1 protein-coding gene is annotated in these 3,067 nt (G+C 53.9%); it reads left to right on the top strand.

From position 1 onward, the window contains the following. Window positions 1-3,067, top strand: a 3,067-nt coding sequence (locus BGL48_RS10830; protein ID WP_218089807.1) for a VCBS domain-containing protein, incomplete at both ends; no start/stop codon positions are given.

The following is a 3,067-nucleotide window of genomic DNA, read 5'->3' as shown; positions in this document are numbered from 1 at the left end:
CAGTGCAGGATTTAGATGCCGGCGATCAGGTCACCGATACCATCACCCTCACCGCCAGCGATAACACCCAACAAGATATCGTGATCACCATTACCGGTAGCGAGGATGCCCCTGAAGTCACCGGTAGCTTTACTGGCTCAGTGACCGAAGGTGACGTGGGCGATGCCGCCGTCACTGCAAGTGGCACACTTTCAATCAGTGATGTGGATGACGGCGATGCACCGACTTTTGCCAATACCACTGAAGCGGGCACCTATGGCTCGCTAGAGCTGGTCAATGGCGATTGGACCTATACCCTCGATCAGTCTTCCGTACAAAACTTGGACGCTGGCGATCAAATTACCGACACTATCACCCTCACCGCCAGCGATAACACGCAACAAGATATCGAGATCACCATTACTGGCAGCGAGGATGCCCCTGAAGTGACCGGTAGCTTTATCGGCTCAGTGACCGAGGGTGATGTGGGCGATGCGCCTGTGACTGCCACTGGGTCGATTGCGATCAGTGATATCGACGGTGACGATGCACCGAGCTTTGCCGATGTCACACAGGCAGGCACCTATGGCTCGCTAGAGCTGGTCAATGGCAACTGGACCTATACGCTTGATAAGTCTGCGGTTCAGAATTTAGATGCTGGCGATCAGGTTACGGATACCATCACCCTCACCGCCAGCGATAACACCCAACAAGATATTGTTATCACCATTACGGGTAGCGAGGATGGTTCTGAAGTAACTGGTGAGTTTGTTGGTTCAATGACCGAGGGTGATGTGGGCGATGCGCCTGTGACTGCCACTGGGTCGATTACGATCAATGATATCGACGGTGACGATGCACCGAGCTTTGCGGATACGACTGAAGCGGGCACCTATGGTTCGCTAGAGCTGGTCAACGGTGATTGGACATACACGCTCGATCAGTCTGCGGTGCAGAATTTAGATGCCGGCGATCAGGTCACGGATACCATCACCCTCACCGCCAGCGATAACACGCAACAAGATATCGAGATCACCATTACGGGGACGGATGACGACCCCGACGTCAGCGGTGAGTTTGTCGGTTCAGTGACCGAAGGCAATGAAGGTGATGCACCTGTGACTGCCACTGGGTCGATTACGATTAGTGATGTTGATGGCGACGATGCGCCGACTTTTGCGGATACCACTGAGGCAGGGACTTATGGCTCGTTGGAACTGGTCAACGGCGATTGGACCTATACGCTCGACCAATCTGCCGTACAAAACTTGGACGCCGGCGATCAGGTGACGGATACCATCACCCTCACCGCGAGCGATAACACGCAACAAGATATTGTTATCACCATTACCGGTAGCGAGGATGGTCCTGAAGTAACTGGTGAGTTTGTTGGCTCAGTGACCGAAGGTAACGAAGGTGATGCCGCCGTGACTGCAAGTGGCACACTTTCAATCAATGATGTGGATGACGGCGATGCACCGAGCTTTGCGGATACCACCGAAGCGGGCACCTATGGTTCACTAGAACTGGTCGATGGCAATTGGACCTACACCCTCGATCAGTCTGCGGTGCAGAGTTTAGATGCCGGTGATCAAGTGACGGATACCATTACCCTGACCGCCAGCGATAACACCCAACAAGATATCGTGATCACCATTACCGGGACGGATGACGCCCCTGAAGTCACCGGTAGCTTTATCGGCTCAGTGACTGAAGGCAATGTAGGCGACGCACCTGTCACTGCTACAGGTTCGATTACGATTAGTGATGTCGATGGCGACGATAATCCCACCTTTGCCAATACTACAGAGACCGGTACCTATGGCTCGCTAGAGCTGGTCAACGGTGATTGGACCTATACCCTCGATCAGTCTGCGGTGCAGAACCTAGATGCTGGCGATCAGGTGAAGGATACCATCACGCTAACCGCCAGCGATAACACGCAACAAGATATCGAGATCACCATTACCGGGACGGATGACGCCCCTGAAGTCACTGGTGAACTTGTGGGTTCGGTCACCGAGGGTGATGTAGGAGATGCGCCAGTCACCATCACGGGGACGATTGCGATCAGTGATGTGGATGGCGACGATAATCCAACCTTTTCGGATACCACCGAAGCGGGCACCTATGGTTCGCTAGAGCTGGTCGATGGCAATTGGACCTACACCCTCGATCAGTCTGCGGTGCAGAGTTTAGATGCCGGTGATCAAGTGACGGATACCATTACGCTCACCGCAAGCGATAACACCCAACAAGATATTGTCATCACTATTACCGGGACGGATGACGACCCCGACGTCAGCGGAGAGTTTGTTGGCTCAGTGACCGAAGGTAACGAAGGTGATGCCGCCGTCACTGCAAGTGGCACTCTTTCAATCAATGATGTGGATGACGGCGATGCACCGAGCTTTGCGGATACCACTGAGACCGGCACTTATGGCTCGTTGGAACTGGTCAACGGCAACTGGACTTACACCCTCGATCAGTCTGCCGTGCAGAACTTGGACGCTGGCGATCAAATTACCGACACCATCACCCTGACGGCGAGCGATAACACCCAACAAGATATTGTCATCACCATTACCGGTAGTGAGGATGATCCTGAAGTCACCGGTAAATTTGTTGGTTCAATGACCGAGGGTGATGTGGGCGATGCGCCTGTGACTGCCACTGGGTCGATTACGATCAGTGATATCGACGGTGACGATGCACCGAGCTTTGCCGATACTACAGAGACTGGTACCTATGGCTCGCTAGAGCTGGTCGATGGCAACTGGACTTACACCCTTGATCAAGCCAGCGTGCAGGATTTAGATGCCGGCGACCAGGTCACCGATACCATTACTCTCAATGCCTCTGACGGCACTCCGCAAGATATCGTGATCACCATTACCGGTAGCGAGGATGCCCCTGAAGTCACCGGTGAATTTGTTGGCTCGGTCACCGAGGGTGATGTGGGCGATGCCGCGGTGACTGCCACCGGCACCATTGCGATCAGTGATGTTGATGGCGACGATTGCCCAACCTTTGCGGATACCCCAGCATCCGGCACTTATGGTTCACTGGACACTAGTCATCGACACAT

Origin of the sequence: Salinivibrio sp. SS3, assembly GCF_001722105.1 — a bacterium.
In the GTDB taxonomy this organism is placed as follows: Bacteria; Pseudomonadota; Gammaproteobacteria; order Enterobacterales; family Vibrionaceae; genus Salinivibrio; species Salinivibrio kushneri.
This window is presented reverse-complemented; position numbering and strand designations above follow the sequence as displayed.